A 24,766-nucleotide genomic window follows, 5' to 3' on the forward strand; every position below is an offset into this window, starting at 1 on the left:
CGACGCGCGCGTCGTGGAGCATCGCGCTTCGGGAGCAGGAGCGAGTGTGTCCGGCATCGTGTCTTCGTACCCGCAGTCGGCTGCCGACGAACCTGCACCTGCCTCCAAGGTCATTATGCGTTACAGCGTTAGCCCCCAGCATCTATGACCAACCGCAGATAAGAGACTGTCGAGTAAAACGGGGAAATTCATAACGTTGATGTTATGTAATATCATTAAAAGGAGAGAAGAATGGGACATTTAATCCGAAGCGTATCTGCGCTGGCGCTATCAGCGACCCTCTTAGGGTCCGTGGCTCATGCTCAGGACGATGAAGACAGCAAAACGCTGTACCGCGTCTTTGTGGGAGACCATAAGGATCCAAAGGTCACGGCGTTTGATCTGGGTAAGCCCGAGAAGCGCTGGACGTTCAACACGGTCGGCCAGAATAAGCTGTACAGCGTCAATGAAGGTGCAAGTGTCGTCGCCGTTCAGTCTGACAATGATGCCGTCAACTTTATCAATAGTGGCATTACCCTTCACTCTCATGGTGACCATTCCGACATCGAGATTACCGATCCGCAAGTCGTGACAAAAGCCCTGACCGGCCCGCGCCCCTTTCACGTCATTGATCACAACGGCAAGATTGTCATCAACTTCGACAAGGGCGGTTACAACGAAATCGTTGATGCACATGAACTATCCGATGGCGAGATTGAAACGACACGCCTGAAACAGACCCGTGCTCATCACGGTTTTGCTGCGCCTGTCGGAAATGGCTGGGTAACCACGGTTGCCTCCGATGCCCCGGTCGAAGGCAATGTGGCTCCGACGCGTGTCGGCTTGCGTGCGGTTAAGGAAGACGGCACGCCCACAGGCGATGTGGTGACCTGCACAGACATTCATGGTGAAGCATTTTCTGGCGCCTTTCTCGCCGCTGGATGCAAGGAAGGTATTTTGGCGGTGACCGCCAGCGCTAATGGCCCAGTGGCCAAGATGCTGACCTATCCCGCCGATTTGCCGAAGGACCAGACCACCGGCACCTTGCTGGGCGCAAAGAGCATGCAGGTATTCCTCGGCAACTATGGTGCCAGGGGTCTCGTCGTCATTGACCCCGCCGATGAGCCGCACGTCCGTTACATCGAGCTACCCTTCCGCCGTATCGACTTTGCCCTGGATCCTGCTAACGTTCGCTTTGGGTATGTGCTGACGGAAGACGGCACGCTGCATCAGATCGACATTCTCGGCGCCAAGATTTCCAAGGGCGCAAAGGTAACCGAACCCTATTCCATGGATGGGCACTGGAACGATCCGCGCCCTCGTATCGCCCTGGCTGGAGACGATGTCGTCATGAGTGATCCCAACGCCGGACTGGTACGTCGAATTTCCAAGACGGACCTCAAGGAAGTCGGCACGATAAAGGTTGAGGGCAAGCCCTACAACATTGTGGTTGCCGGTGGCAGCGGCCAGGTCCATGAGCACGCTGACGGTGAAGCACACGACCATGCCGGTCATGATCATGCTCACAGTCATGGCGACCCGAAAATCTACGCCGGTTACTTTGAGGACAACCAGGTAAAGGACCGCCCGCTTGCTGACTATGTTGGAGACTGGCAGTCAGTTTATCCTTACCTCAAGGACGGTAGTCTCGATCCCGTCTGGAAGCATAAGGCTGAAAAGGGAACTTCAACCGTAGAAGAGATCCGTGCCGAATACGAAGTCGGATACAAGACTGACGTAGAGCGTATCACCATTGACGGCGATGTCGTTACCTTCTTCAAGGACGGTCAGCCGTCGAAGGGCACCTACGCCTATGACGGCAAAGAAATCCTGACCTACAAGAAGGGCAATCGTGGCGTACGGTTCATCTTCAAAAAGACAGGCGGTGACGCGACGGCTCCGCAATACATCCAGTTCAGCGATCACGGAATTGCTCCTAACAAAGCAGACCATTACCACCTCTATTGGGGTAACGACCGCGCAGCCTTGCTGAAGGAAGTCACCAACTGGCCGACTTACTATCCGTCTTCATTGAAGGCAGAAGAGATTGTCAGCGAAATGAAGGCTCATTAATCGACCAAGCCAACGACAACAGCATCCGGCCTTCACGGAACGGATGCTGCTCCATCGGAAAAGTCGATCCCTCTGGCTATATTGCAAAAAATTACATTGATGTCGGAAAGAGCGCCGAAGCCTCCTGACGTTGCCCCGAAGTTTTATCCAGTTTTAAGTTTACTTCAGCGGTGTCGTCACTGCGCATTCTTTTGGTGCTTTCAGAATTAGTAGGCGGGCTTCGCGACGGCATTCTGGAAATCAGCCAGAAGCTTCGTCGTGGCGTTGGCAAGAAGGGTTACGTCGTTGCCGATGGCTACGAAGGTTGCGCCGAGTTCGAGATAGCGTTTTGCAAGGCCAAGATCGCCGGTCAGGATGCCTGCCGCCTTGCCGTGAGACTGGATTTTCGCAAGGGCTGTCTCCACCTGCACCTGTACTTCCGGTGCGCCCGGCCTGCCGAGAAAGCCCATATCGGCGGCAAGGTCCGCAGGGCCAATGAAGACGCCATCGACACCTTCGGTCGATGCAATCTCATCGAGGGCCGCAAGTCCTGCCCGGCTTTCCACCTGCAGCAAAAGGCAAATCTCGTCATTGGCCGTCTGAAGATAGTCGGGAATGCGATTGAAGGCGGAGGCGCGTGCCAGTGCCGCGCCGACACCGCGCACGCCATGCGGCGGGTAGCGCACGGCCTTGACCATCTGCTGCGCCATTTCCTTGCTGTCCACCATCGGAATGAGCAGCGTTTGCGCTCCGATATCGAGCATCTGCTTGATGATGAAGGTTTCGCCGATTGGCGGGCGAATGACGGCGTGGCTTGGCAAACCCTTCATCGCCTGTAGCTGCGATACGAGAAGCGGAATGTCGTTTGGCGCATGTTCCGCGTCCAAAAGCAGCCAGTCGTACCCTGCACCCGCGCAAATCTCCACCGTGTAAGGGTTTGCGAGTGCCTGCCAGAGGCCAATCTGAGCGCGCCCCTCTTTCAGTGCTTGCTTGAAAAGGTTCTTGGGTGCGGGCATGGACTGCTCTCTTTCTTAAGCGAAATAGCTGCTGACGGTGCCATATGGTCCGAAATCCGCAACGATCGTGTCGCCATGGCGCGCTTCCATATACGACCGCTTACCGCCATGCTTCAAAACGTTTGACTTCCATGATCGAAAAACAGGCGCCGCGGAAGCGCAAAAACAATGTATACCTTGATAGGTTCTAAGCTAGCCAACCCAAATCAGGTTTATACAACCCTCAAAGGATGAGTGGATTCAGCTCGTAAGTTCAATAACTATAACCTTGGCGAAAAGGAACTGACAAGCGCCATGATCAGCGCTCGTCAGATCGATCTTGCCGTGCCCCAAGGTACCACTGCTGCGCAATGGCAGCAATTGCAGCGGGCAATGGAATAGGGCAGGCAACAGGGCGTTTCAATAAAGGTTACGGTGATAAAATGAGCAACGATATCGTACACATTCCGGCCTGTCATGTTTACAGGAACAAGAAATTCTTCTCTGTGAAAACAATGTCAGGATACAGGCTGCGCCTCGGTGACTTTCGCGCCGGTGAGAAGCGATTTCCCCCCGATGTGGAAAACGATAAGTTGGGTGAGGCCGTCACAGAGGCGCTTGCCAAAAGTCGCCAGGTTTCGCCGGAAGAGGATCCTGAACTCTGGGACAACCAGAAGCATGCGGCGCGGTATATCGCCTGGATCAAGGATATTATGGAAACTTTCGGTTTTCGGACAAAGAGCTTGATGTTCAAGGGGATGGTCCTTTGCTCGGTTGAATGCTCGGACAATAACATCGTGATGAAACCGACCAAGCGTTCCCGTGGTGATGGATTTGAGGGAACACTGCGCCGGGAAAAGGACTATGTCATCATTCCTAAGGACAGCAGCAACGAAGACATCGGCGCCAATCTGCGCGTTGCGCTCAGCCGCTGCTTAGGTTGACAGCCGCAAGCTGAACTCACTCTGCTGAAAGCGCGTTAAGCAGCGCGACTAAATATCCATATTGAACGGTAGGGACGGGTGAGGACTGTGCGCATACGGCCAGCCAGGGCATCCTAAACTAAACGTGCAAAGACTGCGGCAAGGGCTTTCGTTTGTTGCTCAATCGACGTGGATGCGAGGGATTTCATTGCACATTTGCATGTTAAATCCTTAGTTCGCTATGACGGACAGATGAAATGTAAGCGTTGACATGAGCCCCAAGAACGCTTCGATTGGCCTTTCGATTTCAGGCGGCGGCGTCAAGGTTTCTGGCGGTGCTGGCACGGCGAAGATCGAAGGTGATTATGCCAATGTTGCCGAGCAAAGCGGCATTGTTGCCGGTTCCGGCGGTTATCATGTTGTGGCAGAGGGTGGCGTTGATCTGAAGGCTGGCGTGATCGCGTCATCCGCCGCGAAGAACAACAACAGCCTGACCGCCGATCATCTTACCAATTCGGATACCGAGAACCGCTCGGAAGTTTCCACCTCGGGCAGCGGCATCACGCTCAGCCCGTCTGGTATCCCTCTGCTATCCGCCAGCCAGCCCGCGAAGGAAGATGAAAAGGGTGTCGCAAACATTTTTGGGGCGCGCGATTATCCACTGTGCATCCTCATTTTCATGCTTTGTTAACCGTCGATCTTTGGTATGTTCCTCTTTACCGGGAAATGGTCACTTTCGATGCCTTGCTGAAGGTGCTTGGTGACATAGTGGACGGGGCCCGGATGGAGAAGTCCGTCATCAACCAACGTTTTGATCGTTGACGGGAAGGTGTTGGCCCCGTCCGTCCCGATCGTGTTCGGCGACAACAAGGGTTCATCTTTAAGCATCTTGCGGAAGAACCGCTTGGCGGCGGCGAGATCGCGCTTAGCGGTCAGCAGGAAATCTAACGGATTGCCGTGTTTATCTATGGCTCGGAACAGATAGCGCCATTTGCCGCGGATCTTGACATACGTCTCATCAATCCGGACCGAGCCGCAATGGGGTTGGCGAAACTCCCGCAACCATTTTTCGATCATCGGCGTATAAGCCAATACCCAGCGGTTGACCGTGCTATGATCGACCTCGAAGCCCCACTCGCGAAACATCTCTTCCAAGTCATGATAGCTGAGCGGGTATCGCAAGTACCAGGCAACCGCCTGTACAATCAGCCAGGCCTCGAAATGCTTCCTTGGAAGTCATCATTTGATTGGTGCTTCAGCTTCTCGGCAATAGCATTCAGAACCATGGGCTCGCTCCGCAACTTTCGGAGCGGCAAATTCAATGCTTATGGTCAACATACGGCTGAGCCCGAAAATTTGCGACAAGCGATCGGGTCCGCAACAGCTTCTCACTGCCTGAGATACTTATAAAATCGCCAGTTCCACTGCAAAGTTATCGGGTTGATCCAGACCAGCGCGCCAGGGGAGTTCATCGTAGATTTCCAGTCCGGGCGCATCGCCAAACTGTTGCAGCTTTTCCGACACCCAGATGATGATGGCGCGGTAGGAGGAAAACACAGTGTGATACGGCCCGCGATGTCGCGCCCGCGCAACGCGGCTGCGCGGCAAGGATAGCGCTGAGAAAGGTGTCCCATGCAGTGAGGCAGGCATGGGTTGCGGTGCTTCGATCGCGCAGTCGTAGCGCATCAGGCCACGAGGAGTGATCTGCGGGTCATCCAGCGATATGCCAAAGAAGCGCTTGCCCCGCGTATCGATTTCGGCTTCCTCCAGCAATCTGGCAAAGGCTTGCCAATACTCGCCCACACGGGCATGCGAACCGAAGAAGCGCACGGCCAGAAGGTTCAACGTATCGCGTGAGTCTGCGCTGACATGGCGGGCAAGCTCATATTCATGCGGTTCAGACGGTGTCGCGGCAGCACGGGACCACGCCCGGTATTGGCTTGGCCCGTGGCCGAACTGCCGCAAAAACGCCCGCGAAAAAGCTTCCGTACTGTTGTAGCCGACCGCGACAGCGATCTGGAGGACGGACGTTTCCGTCATCTTCAACAGCATTGCCGCCGTCTCAAGCCGTTGGCGCCGGGCAAAGGCACCCACGGTTTCGCCCATTACTGCGCTGAACCGGCGCTGAAAATGGTGCAGGCTGAGCCCCGCCTGTGCAGCAACGGCCTCGAGCGGGACGATCGGCAAGGCAGAGGCGCGATAGCCCTCCATCGCGCGCAATGCATTGAGAATAGCCGGATCATCCAACAGCATGGGCGGGAGCCGTGTGCGCAGGGGCGGCTCTAGCGGTCCGATGGAAGGCTGCGAAAATTCCAGCGCACCGGCAATGGAGTTTTCGTTGCGTGTCGGCTCCTGCGCGGAACGGGTATCGGGTTCAAAAACCATATTAAATCTCAAATATATTTTCGGCCCGCGAGCCGCTGCACGGGGGCAATATGCACCCATGCATAAGCCAAAAAAAAATGATTCACATCAGCACAATGCTTCGAATACAAAAAATTTTACAAACCGCATTTTCGATCAAAAAGCAGTGCGTGCTGGTTGCTACCCTGCGCGCAAAATATGCGAATTGCGGCGCGTCGGTTTAACGCAGTGAAACGAAAAGGCACGGACGCCCACCCCCTGGCAAGCAACTGTTCAACGGCGGAGCCGGGCAATGGATCACGTCGAGATGTGTAGTGGAGCCACGGGATTGGGTCTGCGGTTTCGTCAACAAGTGGAAACGTCAAGCCATGCGGCTCTTCGCGGGAGTGAGGCACTCCGTGCGGAAAACGTGCGGGCTGGTGAGCGAAATTGAAGCATGGAAAGCATGGCATGAAGACCCATAAAAGTGAGACCCACGGCAAAGACACACCCTCCCGCACCGATCACGCTAAAGCGCGCGCCGAAAAAGCGGCGCTCGCCCCCAGCGGTCATGTCGGCTTGCGCCTTGTGGCATCCCCTCTGGCCATCGCAGTCTTTGGCTCCACGCTTGCGCTTCCACAGACCGGCTTGGCGGCAGACGCGGCTGGCGGTGCCGTCATGACGATATATGGCGGGATAGGGGGAGCCGGAAACGGTCACGGCGGCGCCGGTGGTGACAATAACGGATCAGGGACCATCACGAACAACACGTCCTCAAGCAGCAATGGCGCAGGTGGCAATGGCGGCACCAGCGCGGTGGGTGCAGCCGGAGGCAGTGGTGGCGCGGCGGGAAGCGTTGCGACCGGCCCATCCATTGCCGTGACCAGTGACATTACCGGTGGCGATGGTGGTGATGGGACAGCAAGTGTCAGTTATAGCAGCGGCGGCGGCGGTGGCGGTGGCGCAGGTCTGCAGGCAGGCAGCGCCAGCATCACGGTCAGTTCGGGCGTCAACGTTTCTGGTGGCAATGGCGGTGATGGCGGCGCGTCCCACAGTGGCGGCGGCGGCGGCGGTGGCGGTGGTGCCGCGCTGGTCTCCAACATTGCAGGAGCAACCATCGGCAATGCGGGCACACTGAACGGCGGTGATGGAGGAAACGGTAGTAGTGGCTATGCCGGAGGTGGCGGTGGCGGCGGTGACGGTTTGCTGGTCGCGGGCAGCAATACGACCGTCACCAATACAGGCAACATCACAGGTGGCTCAGGCGGCCCAGGTGGCTCAAGCGGCACGCCGGATGGCAGCCGGGCTGGCTATAGCGGCACTGGTGGTGCCGGTATCGACCTGATGGGGGGCAACAACACAATTATAAACAGCGGCAACATAAGCGGCGGCACCGGCGGATTAAGCAGCTTCAGCAGCATGGCTGGCGGTGTGGGCATCATCACCTATGGCGACGATACGATCACCAATAGCGGTAGCATTTCGGGCGGCATGTCCGGCAATGGCGCGACGCGCGCCAACGCCATCCTGTTCAACAGTACTGGAAATCGGCTTGAATTGCTCACGGGCTCGGCCATTACGGGCAATATTGAATTTGCCAACAGCAGCGGCGGCACCATCGCTGCGCTCAGCAGCGGTATGAATTTATCCAACGCAATCGTGCTGGGGAACGCCTCTGCGCTGACCTTCGACACCAGCACGGGACAAGGGCTTGAGGCATCCGGCATCATCTCCGGTTCAGGAACAGTGGCCGTCAACGGCGGCACATCCGCAATCGTTTTCAGCGCTAACAATAGTTACACGGGAACCACCGCGATTTCTTCTGGCGCCACATTGCAGCTCGGCAATGGCGGCACGACAGGCAGCCTCGGCACTGGCAATGTCGTCAATGACGGCACACTGGTCGTCAATAGAAGCAACACGGTCTCAATGAACAATAATATGAGCGGAACCGGTAACCTGACCCAGGCTGGCACCGGCACCACCGTTTTGAGGGGGAACAACAGCTATACCGGCACGACAACTATTTCCTCCGGAACACTGCAAGTCGGCAATGGCGGCACCTCGGGCACGCTCGGCAATGGCGATGTGGTCAATAACAGCGCCCTCGTCATCAATCGCAGCGACAGTCTAACTATTGGTAGCTCGATCAGCGGCTCGGGCACGCTCACCCAGGCTGGCACCGGCACCACCATTCTAACCGGCGGCAACAGCTATGCGGGCACCACGACCATCTCTTCCGGTACGCTGCAGATCGGAAATGGCGGCGCGACAGGCACGCTCGGCGCGGGCAATTTGGTTAACAACAGCGCGCTTGTCGTCAACAGAAGCGGTAGGCTGACGCTCGGCAACTCCATGAGCGGAAACGGGACCTTTACGCAGTCAGGCACCGGCACGACTGTGCTGACCGGCAACAGCGCAGGCTATAGCGGCAATATCTTTATCGACAGCGGCGTCTTCCAAATTGACGGCATTATTGGTGGAAACACAACGGTCAGAAGTGGCGCCACGCTTTCAGGCGCCGGGACAGTCGGCAGTACCGTCATCAACTCCGGCGGCATACTTTCGGCAGGCGGCAACAGTGCCGGTACGCTCACGGTTGACGGCACGCTCCAGCTAGATGATGGCTCCAGCTTCCTCGTGGATATCGCAGGCAACGGCACCAGCGATCTGGTAACCGCAACCGGAGACGTGAGTGTCGACGGCACCGTCGTCGTCACTACACTGGATTCCAAGAGCAGCTATGTCTCGGGTCAGACCTATACGATCCTTTCGTCCGACACGAATCTGACAGGCACCTTTGATGGCGTGACGACCAGTTCTAGCTTTCTCCAGCTACAGCTCGATTACACGGCAACGGGGGTCGAGCTGATAATCACCAAGGTCGGAAGCTTCGCAGACGTCGGCTATACGCCAAATCAGCGGGCGACGGGACAGGCCCTCGAAACGCTGACGCAGTCTGGCTCTTCGCTTGCACTCTACAACAAACTGTTGATGCTGTCGGATAATGAGGCCGCGAGCGCTTTCGACATGCTGAGCGGCGAAATCCATGCCAGCCTGAAAACGGCGATATTGGAATACAGCAGTTATGTGCGGGATGCCATGACCGCGCGCCTGCGTGGGGCTAGGAATGACTGGGACGAAGGCTTCTGGTCGTCCGGCTACGGCGCCTGGGGCAAAACAGGTGGCGACAGCCCGAACGCGGCCAGACTTCAAACTTCGACAGGCGGATTGATTATCGGTGGTGATGCATCGCTGCCCGGCGACTGGCGCGTCGGCATCGCGGCAGCCTATGGAAAGTCCCGTGACACACTTGATGATCGCGCCTCAAGCGCCGACATGGATAGCTACACCGTTGGAACCTATGCCGGCACACAGGCAGGCAAGCTTGCCCTGCGCATGGGCCTCAGCAATAGCTGGCACACAATCGACACCAGTCGCAATTCCAGCTTCTCAGGCTTTGAGGAGAACAACAGGGCAGCCTACGACGCCCGAGCTACGCAGGCCTTTGGCGAAGCGGCTTATTCCATTACGGATGGGACCACCACGTACGAACCTTATGTCGGGCTGGCTTACGTGAACCTTCATACGGACGCCTATGATGAGAATGGAACCGCCGGGCTTCATGGAGAAAGAAGCAACCAGCAGGTGATCTACAGCACCCTTGGTGCCCGAATGGATACGCCCCTGCAACTCGGTGACAAGACCGGCCGGTTGCATGCAGGATTGGGCTGGCGCCACGCGGAAGGCGATACCACCTCTTCGGCAACACACGCCTTTGACGGGTCTGATGCGTTTACCGTGACGGGCGTCCCCAGTGCTGGCGACACAGCGCTTCTGGAAGCCGGGCTGAATGTGCCTCTGCGGGACGATGCGGATTTCTCCCTTTCCTACAAGGGCCAGTTTGCGTCACATGCGTGGCAGAACAGCGTCCTGGCAAATCTGCGTGTGAGGTTCTAAGGCATCCTCTCCATCCCAGCTCCTTCCGGCCCCTTGCACCCACTTGCCAAGCCGGGGGAGCAGCGTCTTGCGCCAAGTGTATTGGTTGATCGTCCATTGTCGTGGATGCGGTGAAAGGAAATGAGGCTCTCGACATACCTCCAGACCTGATCCAGCAGCTCCGAACGCCGACCAAAAAGTCAGCCTGTTCAGACAGATCGCCAATAGCGGCGTTCAACAATTCCGATAGAGCAACGGCGCTCTGCGGCATTGCTTTCGGGCGGTCGATATCGAATGGATCGACTTGTGTGTCGGCCCTGGGCAGATCCGTGTTCAGGTTTGCCAGATAATAATTCTATTTGGTGAGCGTAAGGTTGTCCGGCGTCAGGGTTGCCCTGGCGACGTTTGCCCTTCTTCCTTTGTGGGTTGGCTTATGGATGGCAGCAGGAATTTGCGGCTCCGAATGTTGCGGAGCGAACCCATGATCTTGAATGCTCTCGTCGAGAAACTGAAGTGCCACTCCAAAGGATGACTTCAAAGGAAGGTATTTTGAGAAATGGCTGATTTACGGGCGGTTGGCCAGTATTTGCGCTACCGTGACTTGGAAGAGATGTTTTGAGGGCGAGGCTTCAAGAGGACTATGTTCGTTTGTTGCAGCAAGGTTTTTCAGGGGCCTGTCGCAAATTTTCCTAGTTAAATGATTGCGGACCATCAGCGGAGAAATTGCCGCTCCCAATCTTTCGCGTCGCCGGCTCGATCCCCATCACGAGCATTCATTTCTGCCAGCCTCATCCCTCAGCGCTTGTTTGGCCTGATCTGATGACGCAGTTCCACCAGTCGGTCCAGTGTTTGCAGTGTTTTGTTGCGGTTCTTGCCTGCCAATGCCAATGTCAAGGCCTCGACGAAAACGAGTGAAGCGCTGTGCATCGCGACCTTTTCCTTTTTGGCGCGAGGCAACACGATGGTTGCTTTCGTATGTTGCGCCAAAGCCGTTTCCTCTTTACCGACCAATGCGATGATCGGAACCGAAAGCCGTTGCGCCTCGGCAATTGTCGTCATTACTTCCCGGTGCGGGCGGCCGTGGGCGAGGATAAGCAGGACGTCGCCTTCTTCCATCTGGACGATCTGTTCGGCCAGCATGATGCCAGTTCGGTTCAACTCGTAAGACTGAAAGCCGGATCTTATGAAATTGCGCGACGCATAGGTCGCTATGATGCCGGATGCGCCGATGCCGAAGACGCCGATTTTCCGGGCCTCGCTCAGCAGGTTGACGGCTGTTGCGATTGATCGGCGATTTTCTTCCGACGACATGGCCTGCATGGCATGTCCCATATCCGCTACCACAAAATCGACAGCCGAATTTGCATCGTCCGAAAGCTCTTCCGCAGTCGCCGCCATTTTTTCAGACGGTGAATCGGTTGCGCCAAGATGGCTTTCCAGCGTTTCCTTGAGGTCGACCAATCCCTCGAAGCCCAATGCCTGGATGGCCCGGATGACGGTTGCATCCGAGGTTCCGAGTTCACGTCCGATCTCCAGAGCGGATTGCGCCAGAACCGTATGCCTGTGCTTGTCGATGTAATCAGCTACCGCGAGCAGACCAGGAGAAAGCGTAGCCCGTTTCTTCTTCAGTCGCTCGCCAAAGAGGTCTGTGTGTCTTCTTTTTAATACGGAATTGCGCATCGATACCTTGGTCTTGACGTCAAAATCAGCAATTGTCGCACAGTGCCCGCACATGGCAGCTTTTGCAAAGCCGAAAGCTTCATCGAACCACCGGGCGCAGCGCCATCGCGGATTTGACAACCGCAGTCATTAAAGCCATCCCCGCATAGCTGTTGGATATGGCCTCTTCCCGGGACACCATGATGTAACGCCCTTCCATGCAGGCTTTGAGAAAGCTGCAAAACTCAGGCACGACTTTTTCCATGGCCGCGATTTCCTCCTTCGAGGTTGCTCCAGTATCCGAGCGATAGGGATCGAAGATGAAATCGGCATCGACATCCGCAAGTCGCTCGCCGCTTACTTCTATGCGTCCGCCCTCGGGAATATCGTCAATGATCTTTGGAAAGCGAAAGCCCGCATCTCTGAGCACCTGACCCAGCGCGCGGTAGGTGTGGTAAATGCTGATCTTGCCATTCAGCGGCTGAATGACCGAAACTGTAGTGTTACCCGTATCGACTGCGGTCTTCAGTTCCGCAATGCCTGCGCGATATCGTTGGTCGAGAATGGCGAGCCTGTCTTGCGTCTTTGTCAGTTCCGCAAGCTTTTGATACGCATGCGCGGTCCCAAGGCTTGTGGGGTCGAGGACGATGGTTGGCGCGATTTTTTCAAGCGTGGAAACCGGGGTGGGACGTCCGGTAGCGGTTATGATCACATCCGGTTTCTGTTCAGCCAGCGCTTCAAGATCGATATCGACCGCGCCGAGGAATGCCATGTCAGAATTGCTGAAATCGACCCCGGTCAGTATTGCACTCGAACGTAGGTAAGGCTTGCCGTCGGTATCGATCCTGCCATGGCTAGCGATGGGCAATATGCCGAGTTCGATCAAGGGAATAGTGACATCGATATCGTGCAGCGAGGCAATGCGCAGGGTCCTGTCAGGGAGTTGGACGCTACGGCCTGCATCATCGATGAAGGTGCGCATCTCTTCTGCTGCAAGTGGGTTGAAAATCGACAGAAAAAAACATGCGATAAGAAGCAGGCGCATGATGTTGCCTTTCAAAGTTGATCGCGGCGACGCCACAGAAGGAGAAGAAGAACGGGAACACCGATAAGGGCCAGAACGATGCCTGCTGGAATTTGCAGGGGTGCAAAGGCCGTGCGGCCAACCGTGTCCGATACCACAAGAAGTGTAGCACCAATCAAGAAGCTGCCTGCAAGAAGCGATTTTTGCCCGCCACCGATAAACATCCGGGCCGTATGCGGCGCGATGAGGCCGACAAAGCCGATGCTGCCAACGCAGGACACGGCGGTCGCCGTCATCAAAACAGGCGCGCAGAGGTGGATGATGGCAAGCGTCTTCGTCGGCACACCCAGGCCGACGGTTGCGCTGTCTCCCAGAAGCCAGACATCTGCCCAGCGGGCGGTGGCGAACATCAGGATGCAACCGGTGAGCAGGCCCGTCAGCGCTAACGGCACCATGTCCGGCGTCACGGTTGCGAGGCTTCCCGCCAGCCATGTCAATGCAATCTGAACGCGGTCAATATCCGAAACGGTGATCAGCAGCGAGATGGCAGCGGAAAGCAGCCAGGAAAAACCGATGCCGATCAGCACGAAGCGCAGGCGTGACAGTGACCCGGCAATGAGAGCGACTGCCGCCGCGACCGCAAAGCCTCCGGCCATTCCGAGGAAAGGCCGAAGCCCCATGGGCGTATGCGGAAAAGCGATGATCGCGAGGACAATGACCAAAACCGCTCCTTCGCGCACTCCCAGCAAGCCCGGGTCGGCAAGTCCGTTTCGCGTCAGCGACTGGAGTGCCGCACCTGAAAGCCCTAGCATGGCACCGCAGCTCGAAGCTATGATCGTACGCGGGAGCCTCAGATCGCCGATGATGGATAGGCCGGTGGCGTCTGCCGGGTTGCTGGCCAACGCCAAAAGCTCGTTCCAGCCCGCTTGCCCGCTTCCGGAGACCAGCGCCAGTAAGCTGACAGAGAGGAGACCGATAACGAGCAATGTCACCACGAACATGCGCCGGGGATGAAGTCTGAGACCAACTGCGTGACATCGCAGGAGCCAATAGCCATTGCCGAGCTTTTTCACCGTCATCGCAGGACCCTCGCGACGACGATAATGAAGACGGGTGCCCCCACAAAGGCAGTCATCAGCCCCGTCGCCAGATCGTGCGGCGCGGCGATTGTCCTGGCCGCTATATCAGCGGCAATCATGAGATTGGCGCCGAGCAATGCTGAGAGTGGGAGCGACATCATATGCCGCCCATCCGCTAAGCGGTGGGCAACACCCGCAACGATAAGGCCAACGAAACCGATTGGCCCTGCCAGCGCGACGGATGAGCCGCAGAAAAGGGCAGTGGCGGCAAGACCGATGAGTTTCGTTTGCCTTACGGGCAAGCCAAGCCCCGCTGCCGTCGCATCTCCCAGAGCCAGGACATCGAGCCGAAGCGCGATCCATACCGTCAGACCGAGAGCAATCATAAGCAGCGGCAGCGCGCTGGAGATGTTGGCAAGCGAAATGCCTGAGAGGTCCCCGGCCAGCCAGAACCGCATCTGCTCCAGCGTTTCCTGGTCGAGGATGAGTATTGCCGAGACGCAGGCCGAGGCCAGAGCCGAAAGCGCGATGCCACAAAAGGTGACCTTCGAGATGGTCATGCCCGTGCGTCCCGCGGAGGATAATGCAAGGATGATCGCGAAGAGCACACCGCTTCCCATGGTCGCCGCCAGCTGGCGGCTCATCGAAAGCGCCAGCATGTTCGCGGGCAGGGCAGTCACGGCGACGATGGCGAGACTGGCTCCAGCATTGAGGCCTAGGATATGAGGTTCCGCCAAGGGGTTTCGCAAGATCGACTGCATGAGACGACCTGCAATCCCTAGAGATGCGCCGCAGACGATGGCGGCAAGGAGCCGCGGCAGGCGGAGCTTCAAAAGTATCTGCTGTTCAAAGCTCCCATGGTCGCGGGCAAAAATCGTATCGACAATGAACTGTGCCGACATTGGCCGCGCGCCGACGCCGAGATGAAGGAGGCCGAGCATCACGATCATGACCAGGCCACATGGCAGCCATAGCGACCGAAATCCGTTGCCGGTACTTTTCATCGTCGCAGTCAGGCTCACGCGACCTGTGTCCTGGGGTGAGGATCAGGCAAAAAGATCGGCTTGCCAGTTGTTGGGTGCCAGACGGATGTAACCTTCGTATCAAAGACGGTTTCAATATGTTCCACTGTGCATTGCTCAACCGTTTCAACGACGTGATGGATCGCGCCACCCTTCATGAGGACTAGTCGATCCGCATATTGAAGGGCGGCATTAAGGTCGTGCAGCACGGCAACGATGGTCTTGTTGGCCGTGCGTGTCAGGCTCGATAGAAGCTCCATGACCTCGACTTGATAGCGAAGATCGAGAAATGTCGTCGGCTCATCAAAGAGAATTGTCGCTGTGTCCTGTGCAAGGGCCAGTGCGATGAAGCAGCGCTGCCGCTGGCCTCCAGACAGGCTATCAACCGTTCGCGACGACAGCTCTGCAATGCCAGTCATCTCCAGGGCGCGGTTTACCGCGTCCTCGTCGGCCTCATCCCATGACTTGAGGATCCCGCTATGGGGGTACCGTCCACGCGACACCAAGTCGTAAACCTTGAGGCCTTCAGGTGTAAGCGGGGCTTGCGGCAGGAGCGAAAGCTTGCGCGCGACGTCTTTTGTGGGCAGCTTGCTGATATCGTTTCCGTCCAGATGCACGGTGCCGCCCGAGGGCTTCAGGATGCGGCAGAGAACGGAGAGCAGGGTCGATTTGCCTGATCCGTTCGGTCCAGCCAATGCGGTGAACTTACCCTTGGGAATGACCAGCGAAACATCCGAAAGCACCGTCGAGCGCTGGTAACCCGCAGTTACAAGCGCGACATCAAGCGCGTTGCAATCGCCATCAGTTCGCATTCACTCAGCCATTTCGTCCAAAAAAATATACACGTCGTGTCTATTATATGAATGTAGTAGTCAACAATAATCAACGGATGTGGCCTGCAGGTACCCAGCTAAAATCAGGCAGCAGGCGTTGTTTAGAGCCTGTTATGCTCCCCTTCGGCCCCACGATTTCGATTGGAGGCCGTCCGTTTTCCAGATTTTAAAGTTGACTACTACATTCATGAAAATCATGAAGCCCTCTTGAGAGATTGATTTTGCATTCATGGGGACTGAATGAACATGGGATTCGACAGATGCGAGATGCAGGCAGCATTGATCGTGCTTTCGGTGGCGGGAAGCCTGAGCGCCCCGCCGGCGATGGCGCAGGAGATCGCTACCATCAAGAAGTCGGCCCGTCAGTCCGAGCAGGGTCAAAGTATCAAGACGGAAAATTCTACCGTTCTCACGCCCATCGTTGTCGACGGTTCGGGCGCTACGAATGGTTATCAGCCAAGATCGACCAGTACAGCCACGCGCTCCGACACCCCGCTGATCGATATTCCCCAGGCGGTCAATGTCGTCAGTCATTCGGTTCTGGAAGACCAGAACGCCACCAATCTCGATGAGGCACTCGGCAATATCAGCGGCGTTACCCAGACCAACACGCTGGGCGGGACGCAAGATTCCATTATTCGCCGTGGGTTCGGTGACAACAGAGACGGATCTATTCTTACCAACGGATTAAAAACAGCCATCCCGCGTTCGTTCAATGCCATGACGGATCGTGTTGAAGTGCTCAAAGGTCCGTCCTCCACCCTTTATGGCATTCTCGATCCTGGCGGCATGGTCAATGTCGTGACGAAGAAGCCGGAAGAGACGTTTTCAGGCGAAGTCTACGGCAACCTTTCAAGCTTCGGAGGTGGCACGACGGGCGTCGATGTTACCGGCCCGATCGAAGGCACCGACCTCTCCTATCGCCTGATCGGCGAATACAAGGATGTTGAATACTGGCGCAACTTCGGTGAAAGCAAGCATTGGCTGGTATCTCCATCTCTGAAATGGACCGGTGAAGATACCGAAATTACCGCGACCTATATGCATGAGGATTATAGCGTGCCCTTTGATCGGGGCACGATCTTCGACACGACCACGGGCCGTGCCGTGAATGTGGATCGCAAGATCCGTTTTGACGAACCCTATAACATCACTGACGGAAAGTCCGACCTCTTCCAGGTCGAGATTGACCACCGGCTCAATGATAACTGGAATCTTGGTATCGATTACAGCTACAGCCGCAATGTCTATTCAGACAACCAGGCACGCGTATTAGGCTATAATGCAACGACTGGCGTCCTGACGAGAAGAGCGGACGCGACGGATTATTCCACGATTTATAATCACGCCCTGCGCACAGATCTTACCGGAGAGGTCGATGTCGGAGGAATGCAGCATGACCTCCTGATCGGGGCGTCCTACGATTACAGCGACACGCTTCGCACGGATATGCTGCGTTGTGGAAACTCTACCAGTTTCAATATGTACAACCCCGTTTACGGCAATCTACCCGAATGCTCGACTGTCTCCGCATCCGATAGCGACCAGACTGAAAAGCTTTCGACGGCATCTGTCTATATGCAGGATTCGGTTCATCTCAGTGACCAATGGATTGTCGTCGGTGGTTTGCGATATCAGTATTATGACCTGCTCGCAGGCAAGGGGCGTCCGTTCAAGAACAACACCGATAGTTTTGGTGACGCCCTCGTTCCCAATGCGGGGATCGTCTACAAACTCACCCCAGACGTTGCCTTCTACGTGAATGCCGCCAAGACGTTCCGCCCGCAATCTTCCATTGCCAGCCTGTATGGCTCTCTGAAACCGGAAGAGGGGATTTCCTATGAGATCGGCTCGAAATTCGAGCTTCCTTCCGGGCTGACGGCAAATGTCGCTTTCTATACGTCGGACAAGGAAAACGTTGCCTACAGCGCGGTTGAAAGCGGGGTCACTGTTGTCAGGGCGGCGGGGCTTGTTCGCGCACGGGGTGTGGAGATGGATATCGCCGGTTCACTCACGTCTGACCTCGATATCATCGCCAGCTATGCTTATACGGATGCTGAAGTCAAAGAGGGAGAAAACGCGGGCAAGCGGCCCGTCAATGTCGCCCGCCACACTGGTTCATTGTCTCTCGCCTACGACATGGGTGAAGTTGGTCCAGCCGGCAACAGGTTAAAAATTGGCGCGGGCATCCGCGCGGTTGGCGACAGGGCGGGCATTAATGACAACTCTTACGATCTGCCCGGATACGCCGTTGTCGACGCTTTCGCAGCATATACTTTTGCATCAGAACGACCGATCACCGTTCAGCTCAATCTTAAAAACATTTTCGATCGAACCTATTACACCTCTTCTATCGGAAGCACGGCCTTTGGAAACCAGATCGGAGAGCCGTTCAATGCTACGTTGACAGCACGCCTGAACTTCTAGGCGAGGTCTGTGCTTGCTGCTAACCGTTGGGGCGGTCATGCGTGTTAATCAAAAGAAGAAACCTCTCTTGCGCTAGCAAAAGAGGTTTCAGCAACAATTTCATTCAGGCGACACAATCACGCTTCTGCGTAGTAGGTCTCAACGAGGCTTGCCTTCGGCTCATCGCTTTCGGTTTCACTGAGCAATGTGTTTTTGGCGACCGATGGGTCCTTATGGACGATAGCGTCGAGAAGCCCGCGAAGTAAGCGTTCTTTCTGCACCTCTTCAGCCCGGCTGCGGGCAGCTTCCGCTGCGGTTTTTTCTTCATCAGCAAAACGACGCGAGGACAATCTTGCTTCAATAGCGTCAAATCTGAAGGTCTGCTCGGTACGGGCAGAAACATGTGTTGATGCCGGCTGGTGAATACCTACATGCTCTGTCGTGCCGGGCTTGGACGGCGAGGCCGACTGGGGCGTAGACCCGTTATTGCCCTGCACCGGCGCTGGCCAAACGGTATTATCCTCTTCGACGGATGCCCCGGTCTCGGATTCGCTGCTGTTTGCGTTTGGTTCATCGGCAACAGGTTCGGCATCAGTTGATTGCGGCTGCTCCTGTGCGCCAGTCGGCTCAGGTGCCGGCTCCCCTACAGGTTCTTCCGATGAGTCTGCTGTTGTGGGGGTAGTGTCTGTGTCTGGGCCTGCCGAAGGCGACTCTTCGTTGGCATTTTCTGGTGGGGAAACGGTTGACTGGTCTTCGCCGCTGACGGATGAGCCATCTTCGGGCGGAGCAGAGGACGTCGGTTGTTCTTCTCCACCACCGGCAGATTCCGCTGGTGATGGATTGGACTGTTCCGCGCTTGTCTCCGTAGACGCACCATCGCTCGCCGATGGCGCATTGCTGCTTTCCGGGGCGTCAGATGTTTCGCCTACTGGTTCAGATCCTGAAGACGGCGACGGCGATGGCGAGTAAGTGCCGTCGTCTGTATCTGTATCTTCGTCATCAGCAGGGGCAGGGGTACTGGCTACAGGCTGGGTCGAGCTTGCAGGCGCAGTGGAGTTCTGGCTGGACGGAGGAGGAGACGCATCACTTGTCGTCGTGCCCGACGAGCCAGTTGTGGTTTGTGTGCCCGACGTTTGCGTGTTGGAGCCGGTGTTCGTCGGAGTCGATTTTGGTGGAAAGAGTGCTTCTAACATGGGGGCGTGCCAAAGTTGCGATTGGCTGACTTGCTAAAGCTTGCCCCCTCAAATTTATGTGCATTTTGATTATCAAATTTTAATGAATTAGCGGAGTCTGCCTCTAGAGCCGCGATTATGGTCAATAAAAAGTTTCTGTTATTGCGGTGCCCTGTGCTCACCTTTGCCGCGGTTGTCGTCGACGTCTGCTTATAGCGCACTCGCCGCAACGCGGATCACGACGCTATTTACCCGAAATCCCTGCAACAAATGGCACAGCGGTAATAAAACGATCCTCGCTCCATGCAATATGACGCCGCTGCTAGCGAGAGTGTGCTGATGTCCAGGCATCGATTTCTTATGTTGAAAACCGTAGACCGCCGATGGGACGCGAGTTCTCCTGGAAACCTGTGATAGTCAGACGATTGTCAACGTCATGGCCCCTATGATCACACGCCGTCTGGGATGCGAAGTTCAGAGAGAGGCTCGCGAATGACGTCCCGTTCGCAGGCCTACGGGATCGCAGCGGATGCCGACGGTTCCTGTCTCGTCAATAGTTGCGATCCTCGCCTCCAGCCGTCGTAATTTCTCAGCACCGCAACGAGAGCTAATGTTCTTGAGGTGCTATCTCAGACGACCACTGCAGTCTGGTTCGCGTCACTTGTCAGGTAAAGGCGTGTGAACTCGCTCGCCTTCATCGGGCGCCCGTAGAGATAGCCCTGTCCTTCGTCGCACGCATAGTGCTGCATCAGGTGTTCCTGTTCGATTGTCTCAATGCCCTCAGCAATCACTTCGAGGTCAAATCCCGCTGCGAGTTTGGCGACCGCTTCAACGATTGCCTCATCTTTCTTGTTGCGCTCGCTGCCGCTGACAAACGATCGATCGATCTTTAGCCGGGTGACAGGATAGTCCTTCAAAAGGCTCAGCGATGCGAAGCCGGTTCCGAAGTCATCGAACGCAATTCCCACGCCGAGCGAGCGAAGGTAATGAAGGGGCTCCATAATTCGCTGTTCATTTCGCAGAATGATATTTTCCGTTATTTCCAATTCCAGCGCCGTTGCCGGTAAATGGCTGTCCGCCAGCGCTGCCTCGACGGATTTCGCAAAATCCCGGGTCCTGAATTGTGCTGCAAACAGATTGACGCCGATCCTGAAATGCTGGCAACCGGCCTGCCGCCAGTGCGCTGCCTGCGCACATGCCGTGCGCAATATCCATTCGCCCACGGGAACAGCAAGAAGGCTTGCTTCCAGTACAGGCAAAAAGGCGGCAGGCGAGACAACACCAAGCTGTGGGTGGTTCCACCTTATCAGCGCTTCCGCCCCGGACAGGCTGCCATCGCTGAGTTTGATCTGAGGCTGGTAATAAAGTTCAAACTCCTGATTTTCCCAGGCTTGGCGGATTGAGGAACTCATGGCCCCCTTCTTCAAAGCCGTTTGGCGAAGCTCAGGTGTGAAGATGCGCACGAGGTGGCGACCGTCTGCCTTGGCCTGATACAGGGCCAGATCTGCGTTCCCCAGCATCCGCTCACTGTCGTCTTCCGGCCCCGATTTCAGAGAAATGCCGATACTGGCGCCGATGTGGATGGGCTCGTTCTCGAATTCTATCGGTTCCTCGATAACGGAGATGAGGGTCGAAGCAAGCTGGCTGGTTTTTATAGGGTCGATCGTTTCCGACATCACGATGACAAACTCGTCCCCACCCAGCCGTGCCACCATATGGTGGTCAGGAACGCTTTCTCTCAAACGGCGTGCAACAATCTTGAGGACAAAATCCCCCGCAGAATGCCCCAGTGTATCGTTCACGTCCTTGAAGCCGTCCAAATCAAGAAGGAGGAGCGCCAAAGGCTCATCGTCTTCGCAGGCCTGACGAATACGCCGCTTCAAACTCGACCTGTTTGCAAGGCCGGTCAGATCGTCGTATTCCGCAGCATGTTTTAGCTGTTTAACAGCTTCCAGACGGCTGGTTATATCCCGGATAATGGCCCCGAATTGCGGCTCGCCCGCCTCGTTCCATTGGGAAAGGGAGAGCTCTATCGGAACTTCGGAGCCGTCACGACGCTTCGCCGTCAAATTGATGGAGGTTCCTATGATGCGAGCGGGACCGCCGGATGCCACTCTGGCGAGACCCGCCCCGTGCCTGGCACGCATCGCGTCCGGCATGATGATGTCGAGAGGTTTGCCAAGCGCTTCTTCCTTGGAATACCCAAAAATCTCTTCTGCAGAAGCATTCCATGACGTGATCTGGTTTTTGCCGTTTGCGCAGATGATGGCGTCCGGAGATGTGGATGTAATGTTGATGAATTTGTTACGGCTGGTCTCGCTTTCCCGCTCCAACCGGCGCAGTTCCATTCTTTCAAGGACCATGGCTGCCAGATCCTGAAGGACTCGCTGGTCACGATCCGAGAACGTCATCCTCGGTTTCGGATCGATCAAACACAGGCTTCCAAGCGCATGTCCTTCAGCCGTGATGAGTGGTGCGCCAGCATAGAAGCGAATGTTCGGATAGCCTGTAACCAACGCATTCGTTCGGAAGCGCTCATCTTTGGATGCATCCGGTATGACAAAGACTCTGGATTCCATGAGCGCGAAGGTACAAAACGAAACATCTCGTCCGGTTTCGCACACATCCAGGCCGATACGAGCTTTAAAAAATTGCCGATCACGATGCACCAGAGAAATCAGAACGGTCGGGACATCGAAGATTCGTGACGCCATCTGTATGATATGGTCGTATTCCCGCTCGGGCGCCGTATCCATCAGCGCGAAGCTATCCAGAACCTCGATTCGTTTTTCGTCATCATTGGGAATCGGGTAAAGGCTCATCACAATCGCTCGCTGGATTTATATCACAAATGAGCAAAAGCGAAAAAGCTTAATGCAGAGTGATTCCAAGACGAGAATTTGAGCCAGTACATCAAACCGTGCGATTAGGCTTTATGAGTTCTAAATAAATTCAAAGTGGTTCTAACTGAAGTAAAAAATGACATCAGTGCAAACAGATATGGGCGACCCACGCTGGCCGCCCATAATCCAAGCTATTCGTTTATTGTAGCCGTCGCAGTGTCCGATCATCTTCGCAAAGAAATTTGAGCGGACATTTTATCTGCGATTTTCCTAGAACTCTTCCCAGCTTGCTTGTGCCGCTGCGGTAGCTGAGGCACTCGCCGCCCGACGAGGGGCCACAGCTACGGATGGGCGTTGCGCTGCCGCGTGGTAACCTGCCGATGGTGCGCTTTTTGTCGTTGCCTGCCGCTTGATCTCGACAGGCTTTGCTGTTTGCGAGTGTTTCACAGCTTCAAAACGGAACTGATCGAGCAATTCGAACAGCGAGGCAGCTTCGTTGGCGAGTTCGTGGCTGGCCGCTGTTTGTTCTTCCACCATGGCAGCGTTCTGCTGCGTGCCCTGGTCAACTGAATTGATGGCCCGGTTGATTTCGCTCAGTGCAGTCGACTGCTCACGGGAGGCCTCCACGATCGCTGTAATATCGCCATTGATGTTCTCGACATGTGACGCGATCTCCTGCAGAGCCGTCCCCGCCTTCGTTACCAGCGCCACACCATTGCTGACGTAGGAGCCGGATGCGGTGATGAGGGTCTTGATCTCCTTAGCCGCTGTCGCTGAGCGCTGTGCAAGTTCACGCACCTCTTGAGCAACCACGGCAAATCCTTTGCCAGCCTCACCCGCGCGCGCCGCTTCAACGCCGGCATTCAGTGCCAGCAAATTGGTTTGAAACGCGATTTCATCGATCACGCCGATGATGTTGGAAATTGCCTTCGACGATGCGTCGATCTGATCCATGGCGCTGATCGCTTCACGAACGACATTGCCCGAGTGATTGGCATGGTCCTTGGTGCGAGCAACAAGACGACCAGCTTCCTCAGCACGCTGGCTGGAATCTTTCACGGTGGTCGTAATCTGTTCCAGGGCGGCAGCCGTTTCTTCAACAGAGGCCGCCTGCTGTTCTGTCCGCTTTGCCAGATCGTCGGCAGAAATACGGATTTCGTTAGAGCCAGCGGTGATCGCCTGGGCGTTCTCTGCAACCGCAGCGAGCGCGAGCTTTAGTTTCTGGGATGCCGAATTGAAGTCCGTTCTAAGCCTCTCCAGGGAGGGGATGAATGGTTGCTCGATCTGCAGGGAGAGATCTCCGTCCGCAAACCTTGTCAATCCTAGCGCCAGCTGCTCGACATTTTGAACGCGGCCCGTGATGTCGGTGGCAAACTTGACGACTTTGATGATCTTCCCGCTGGGGTCGAACACCGGATTATAGGACGCCTGGATATGGACATGACGTCCACCCTTGCCAATGCGCAGAAATTCGTCTGCGACGAACTCACCCATGCGCAATCGGGTCCAAAATTCCAGATATCGTTGGGAGTTTGCCTCCGTAGGCTCCACAAACATGCGGTGGTGTTGACCGACTATTTCGTTCAGCGAATATCCCAGCGCCTTCAAGAAGTTTTCGTTGGCGGTGATAATCTTGCCTTCGGGCGTGAATTCGATTGTCGCCTGGGCGCGTGCGACCGCAGCCAGCTTTGAACCACTGTCCAGGCCATCCATCTTGGTCTGTGTGATGTCGTTTGCGAACTTGATGATTTTAAGCACTTTTCCACTGGCGCTTTTCACTGGGTTATAGTTCCCTCGAATCCAGATTTCGTCGCCGTTCTTTGCGATGCGCTTGAACTCGCTGCATTCAAATGTGCCGCCCTGAAGCTTTCGCCAGAATGCGGTATATTCAGAAGAACCAGCATATTCTTTATCGACAAAGATGCGATGATGCTGTCCGATGATTTCTTTCTCGGTGTAGCCCATCAAATCGCAAAAATTCTTATTCGCTCTGAGGATAGTGCCGTCCGTCTCAAATTCGATGATGGCGAAGGAGAGATCGAGTGCAGAGAGGACCAGATTGGAGTTGGAAGCAAAAATGTTCATCATGGAGCGCGCCTGGAGTGAGGGAATTGCTGTGACGGTTATATCCCAAGATAATTAATATATTTTACTAAAGTAGAAATTGCATTAATGTGGGCGCCCAGTTCGTCTTACTCCAAGACGTTTGGTGCCTTGCAAGGGTCAGTGGGATCAGATCATTGCAGTCGGCAAGGCAGTCCAACGGAGTGCGGAAGGGTTGAGAGAGGCGGTATCGGCCGAATGACAGCCGCGAGTGCAAGGCCGTGAAGAATCTCTGTGAATTGGAGATTTTGGGCGAAAGGCTATGGAAGCAGCACAGCTGCAATTCTTGAACTGCCGCTGAGCAGCCAAGCCAAATGGGCGAAGTAGACAATTGTTACTCCGAAGAAGGATTCTTTGCTTCGCCAAAGAAATTGAAGTGGGGGGGCTGCGGTTT

14 protein-coding genes and 2 pseudogenes are annotated in these 24,766 nt (G+C 55.7%); 5 read left to right on the forward strand and 11 right to left on the reverse strand.

Annotation, left to right across the window (positions count from 1 at the left end; all coding sequences use genetic code 11):
- Positions 1–1,473: 1,473 nt before the first annotated feature.
- Positions 1,474–2,052: pseudogene (locus ASF69_RS23820) on the forward strand (metal-binding protein ZinT); the annotation flags it as partial.
- 206 nt (positions 2,053–2,258) lie between these two features.
- Here the strand turns inward: ASF69_RS23820 and hpaI are convergent.
- Positions 2,259–3,047 (reverse strand): 4-hydroxy-2-oxoheptanedioate aldolase, encoded by a 789-nt coding sequence (gene hpaI / locus ASF69_RS20170; RefSeq protein WP_062590067.1) that lies wholly within the window; start codon positions 3,045–3,047, stop codon positions 2,259–2,261.
- A 350-nt stretch (positions 3,048–3,397) separates the two neighbouring features.
- Here hpaI and ASF69_RS20175 point away from each other — a divergent pair, with 350 nt between their 5' ends.
- Together ASF69_RS20175 and ASF69_RS20180 are read left to right on the forward strand one after the other, a co-directional pair.
- Positions 3,398–3,970: a contact-dependent growth inhibition system immunity protein gene (locus tag ASF69_RS20175; protein WP_082469803.1), complete on the forward strand. Its 573-nt coding sequence runs from the start codon at positions 3,398–3,400 to the stop codon at positions 3,968–3,970.
- A 250-nt stretch (positions 3,971–4,220) separates the two neighbouring features.
- Positions 4,221–4,640 carry a hypothetical protein gene (locus ASF69_RS20180; protein WP_062590069.1) on the forward strand — a complete coding sequence of 140 codons (420 nt, stop codon included), beginning with the start codon at positions 4,221–4,223 and terminating at the stop codon, positions 4,638–4,640.
- Here the strand turns inward: ASF69_RS20180 and ASF69_RS20185 are convergent.
- Positions 4,640–5,235, reverse strand: a pseudogene (locus tag ASF69_RS20185) (IS6 family transposase); the annotation flags it as partial. The gene ASF69_RS20180 and the pseudogene ASF69_RS20185 sit on opposite strands and share 1 nt — an antisense overlap.
- A gap of 118 nt (positions 5,236–5,353) precedes the next feature.
- Complete coding sequence (locus ASF69_RS20190; RefSeq protein WP_062590070.1) at positions 5,354–6,334, reverse strand: helix-turn-helix domain-containing protein; 981 nt, start codon at positions 6,332–6,334, stop codon at positions 5,354–5,356.
- Between the two features lie 429 nt (positions 6,335–6,763).
- On the opposite strand from ASF69_RS20190, the gene ASF69_RS23780 reads away from it, so the two are divergent.
- Positions 6,764–10,252, forward strand: a complete 3,489-nt coding sequence (locus tag ASF69_RS23780; protein WP_062590071.1) for an autotransporter domain-containing protein — start codon at positions 6,764–6,766, stop codon at positions 10,250–10,252.
- Between the two features lie 774 nt (positions 10,253–11,026).
- Here the strand turns inward: ASF69_RS23780 and ASF69_RS20200 are convergent.
- The 5 genes from ASF69_RS20200 to ASF69_RS20220 all read right to left on the reverse strand — a co-directional run bounded on the left by ASF69_RS20200 (position 11,027) and on the right by ASF69_RS20220 (position 15,827).
- Positions 11,027–11,911, reverse strand: a complete 885-nt coding sequence (locus ASF69_RS20200) for a MurR/RpiR family transcriptional regulator (RefSeq protein ID WP_062590201.1) — start codon at positions 11,909–11,911, stop codon at positions 11,027–11,029.
- Positions 11,912–11,990: 79 nt separating this feature from the next.
- Positions 11,991–12,935 carry an ABC transporter substrate-binding protein gene (locus tag ASF69_RS20205; RefSeq protein WP_062590072.1) on the reverse strand — a complete coding sequence of 315 codons (945 nt, stop codon included), beginning with the start codon at positions 12,933–12,935 and terminating at the stop codon, positions 11,991–11,993.
- An 11-nt stretch (positions 12,936–12,946) separates the two neighbouring features.
- Entirely contained in the window at positions 12,947–13,993 is a 1,047-nt protein-coding gene (locus ASF69_RS20210) for an iron ABC transporter permease (RefSeq protein ID WP_062590073.1), read from the reverse strand.
- On the reverse strand, positions 13,990–15,015 hold the full coding sequence (locus ASF69_RS20215; protein WP_244475532.1) for an iron ABC transporter permease: 1,026 nt from the start codon (positions 15,013–15,015) through the stop codon (positions 13,990–13,992). The genes ASF69_RS20210 and ASF69_RS20215 overlap by 4 nt, the downstream gene beginning before the upstream one ends.
- Positions 15,012–15,827, reverse strand: coding sequence for an ABC transporter ATP-binding protein (locus tag ASF69_RS20220; RefSeq protein WP_062590075.1), 816 nt, complete (start codon positions 15,825–15,827; stop codon positions 15,012–15,014). Before ASF69_RS20220 ends, ASF69_RS20215 begins: the two co-directional genes overlap by 4 nt.
- 267 nt (positions 15,828–16,094) lie before the next feature.
- Between ASF69_RS20220 and ASF69_RS20225 the strand changes: the two genes are divergently transcribed.
- Positions 16,095–18,275 carry a TonB-dependent siderophore receptor gene (locus ASF69_RS20225; RefSeq protein ID WP_244475533.1) on the forward strand — a complete coding sequence of 727 codons (2,181 nt, stop codon included), beginning with the start codon at positions 16,095–16,097 and terminating at the stop codon, positions 18,273–18,275.
- A gap of 116 nt (positions 18,276–18,391) precedes the next feature.
- Here ASF69_RS20225 and ASF69_RS20230 read toward each other — a convergent pair whose 3' ends face one another.
- From ASF69_RS20230 to ASF69_RS20240, 3 genes are all read right to left on the reverse strand, one after another.
- The gene (locus tag ASF69_RS20230) at positions 18,392–19,447 is read right to left on the reverse strand and encodes a hypothetical protein (protein WP_062590077.1); all 1,056 of its coding nucleotides are present in this window, start codon (positions 19,445–19,447) and stop codon (positions 18,392–18,394) included.
- A 608-nt stretch (positions 19,448–20,055) separates the two neighbouring features.
- On the reverse strand, positions 20,056–22,248 hold the full coding sequence (locus ASF69_RS20235; RefSeq protein ID WP_062590078.1) for an EAL domain-containing protein: 2,193 nt from the start codon (positions 22,246–22,248) through the stop codon (positions 20,056–20,058).
- A gap of 291 nt (positions 22,249–22,539) precedes the next feature.
- Positions 22,540–24,354, reverse strand: a complete 1,815-nt coding sequence (locus ASF69_RS20240) for a PAS domain-containing methyl-accepting chemotaxis protein (RefSeq protein ID WP_062590203.1) — start codon at positions 24,352–24,354, stop codon at positions 22,540–22,542.
- Between the last annotated feature and the right edge of the window lie 412 nt (positions 24,355–24,766).

This window comes from Rhizobium sp. Leaf311 (assembly GCF_001423445.1).
In the GTDB taxonomy this organism is placed as follows: domain Bacteria; phylum Pseudomonadota; class Alphaproteobacteria; order Rhizobiales; family Rhizobiaceae; genus Agrobacterium.

What these genes read in the sequence shown, in the direction of transcription:
- hpaI (WP_062590067.1), bottom strand. Translation starts at nt 3,047, where the DNA reads ATGCCCGCACCCAAGAACCTTTTCAAGCAAGCACTGAAAGAGGGGCGC.
- ASF69_RS20175 (WP_082469803.1), top strand. Translation starts at nt 3,398, where the DNA reads ATGGCAGCAATTGCAGCGGGCAATGGAATAGGGCAGGCAACAGGGCGT.
- ASF69_RS20180 (WP_062590069.1), top strand. Translation starts at nt 4,221, where the DNA reads ATGAGCCCCAAGAACGCTTCGATTGGCCTTTCGATTTCAGGCGGCGGC.
- ASF69_RS20190 (WP_062590070.1), bottom strand. Translation starts at nt 6,334, where the DNA reads ATGGTTTTTGAACCCGATACCCGTTCCGCGCAGGAGCCGACACGCAAC.
- ASF69_RS23780 (WP_062590071.1), top strand. Translation starts at nt 6,764, where the DNA reads ATGAAGACCCATAAAAGTGAGACCCACGGCAAAGACACACCCTCCCGC.
- ASF69_RS20200 (WP_062590201.1), bottom strand. Translation starts at nt 11,911, where the DNA reads ATGCGCAATTCCGTATTAAAAAGAAGACACACAGACCTCTTTGGCGAG.
- ASF69_RS20205 (WP_062590072.1), bottom strand. Translation starts at nt 12,935, where the DNA reads ATGCGCCTGCTTCTTATCGCATGTTTTTTTCTGTCGATTTTCAACCCA.
- ASF69_RS20210 (WP_062590073.1), bottom strand. Translation starts at nt 13,993, where the DNA reads ATGACGGTGAAAAAGCTCGGCAATGGCTATTGGCTCCTGCGATGTCAC.
- ASF69_RS20220 (WP_062590075.1), bottom strand. Translation starts at nt 15,827, where the DNA reads ATGCGAACTGATGGCGATTGCAACGCGCTTGATGTCGCGCTTGTAACT.
- ASF69_RS20225 (WP_244475533.1), top strand. Translation starts at nt 16,095, where the DNA reads ATGGGATTCGACAGATGCGAGATGCAGGCAGCATTGATCGTGCTTTCG.
- ASF69_RS20230 (WP_062590077.1), bottom strand. Translation starts at nt 19,447, where the DNA reads ATGTTAGAAGCACTCTTTCCACCAAAATCGACTCCGACGAACACCGGC.
- ASF69_RS20235 (WP_062590078.1), bottom strand. Translation starts at nt 22,248, where the DNA reads ATGAGCCTTTACCCGATTCCCAATGATGACGAAAAACGAATCGAGGTT.
- ASF69_RS20240 (WP_062590203.1), bottom strand. Translation starts at nt 24,354, where the DNA reads ATGAACATTTTTGCTTCCAACTCCAATCTGGTCCTCTCTGCACTCGAT.